We start from the raw sequence: 1568 nt of genomic DNA, 5'->3' as shown, positions 1-1568 counted from the left end.
GGTTTTTTCCGTTCCGCTGTCGGCAGAGCTGTGAGCGCCTCGTCGAACTTGCGCCTCGCGTGTGCCCAGCAACCTACCAAGGTGACGCCCTCAATGTCGTGGTATCCGCTGTACCCGTCCACATGCAGGTAACCCTTGAATCCCTCCAGGAACCTCCTCGGGTGCTCCCTGGACCGAGTTTCCTGATAGTCGAACAGCACGATAGGCGGACCATCCCGGCCGCTGCGGTACAGCCACATGTACGAGTCCGATTCGGCTGCCCGCCCCGGCTCGTGCAGCACCTGCAGTGTCGTCTCGTCCGCGTGCAGGTACTTGCGCGAAAGCAGCTCCTCGTGCAGCCGGTCATACACCAGGCTAAGCCACCGTGTCGCACCAAGCACTACCCAGTTGGCCAGGGTCTGCCGTGACAATGCCAGGCCCTTGCGGGCGAACTGCTGCTCCTGCCGGTACAGTGGCATCCCGTCCACGTACTTCTTGTCAATCACATGCGCCAGCATAGAAGCCGATGCAAGGCTTCCAGGGATCGGAGGCCTGGGCATCTGCGCCTTGGCCATGGGTGTTTCGGTTCCGTGCTTGTCACACGGCCGGCATGCGTATTTATACTGCACATGTTCGACCAGTACCGTCTGCGCCGGGATGTGCTTGAGCTCACGCCGGACCTCAACCCCCACCTCGTCCATGACTGCATTGCAGCATGAACAGATCCGCTCTTCCTCGGACAAACGGTATTCAATCCGCTCCACTGGCAGATCCGCCAACATGGCGTCCCGCTGACCAGGCTGTTTCTTGCGCCGCTGGTATGTGACCGTTTCGACGGTGGGTTCCTCTGCCTCCGGTTGCGCCTCCGCCTCTGCCTCGTTAAACACCAGGTCCAATCGCACCTGGTCGTCGGTCGTGCGTTCGCTGGATCTCCCGAACTGCCGATGGCGGGCCAGGCGAAGCTCTTCCAACAGCAGCTTCACCTGCTTTTTCAGCTCCGCGATTTCCTGCTCCTGCGCTTCGCAGCGCGCCTGTAGGGATTCCAGTTGGTTGGCGGTCACCGTCGTCGTGTTCATCATGCACAAGGATTTCGACGCGGCCGTCGAAATCCCTTGACAGATCTTTCTGTGTTTACCTGTTCCCTCACACCACTCTCTTCGCGGTAACTCTCCGGTGTGCTTTTTGTTGGTTCAATGGCAGGCCGTCCAGAAGCCAGTTCAATTCTCGTCGGCCAATGACGAGGGTTTTGCCGGAGCGGGTGTCCGGCCACTGAAACCGTCCGCGCTCCAGGCGTCGGTAATACAGCCAGAATCCGTTGTGCTCCCAGTACAGGATTTTCAGCTTGTCCCGCTTCCGGTTACAAAAGACGAAAACACACGGAGAAAATGGATCCAGCTCGAAAGATTCCTGGACCAGGGCCGCCAAGCCGTCGATGGATTTGCGCATGTCCGTGCTGCCGCAAGCCAGGTACACGCGCAGTTCCGGTCCAGTACCGATGTTCAGCATAGGCCGGACAACGTGCGCACCACATCGCGCAGCAGTTCAGTGTCGTAACCGGGCGTGACCTCGATGATGGCCGGGCCCACACG

2 protein-coding genes are annotated in these 1568 nt (G+C 59.9%); both read right to left on the bottom strand.

What is annotated here, in order from left to right; genetic code table 11:
* A partial coding sequence (gene tnpC / locus BM357_RS18740; RefSeq protein WP_245784105.1) for an IS66 family transposase occupies positions 1 to 1055 on the bottom strand: 1055 nt, incomplete at its 3' end.
* A gap of 67 nt (positions 1056 to 1122) precedes the next feature.
* Positions 1123 to 1485, bottom strand: coding sequence for an IS66 family insertion sequence element accessory protein TnpB (gene tnpB / locus BM357_RS18735; RefSeq protein WP_074956921.1), 363 nt, complete (start codon positions 1483 to 1485; stop codon positions 1123 to 1125).
* Positions 1486 to 1568: the final 83 nt, after the last annotated feature.

Origin of the sequence: Paenalicyclobacillus macrosporangiidus, assembly GCF_900116805.1 — a bacterium.
GTDB classification, from domain to species: domain Bacteria; phylum Bacillota; class Bacilli; order Alicyclobacillales; family Alicyclobacillaceae; genus Alicyclobacillus_H; species Alicyclobacillus_H macrosporangiidus.
This window is presented reverse-complemented; position numbering and strand designations above follow the sequence as displayed.

Coding starts and splice junctions, on each gene's coding strand:
- tnpB (WP_074956921.1), bottom strand. CDS start 1,485: ATGCTGAACATCGGTACTGGACCGGAACTGCGCGTGTACCTGGCTTGC.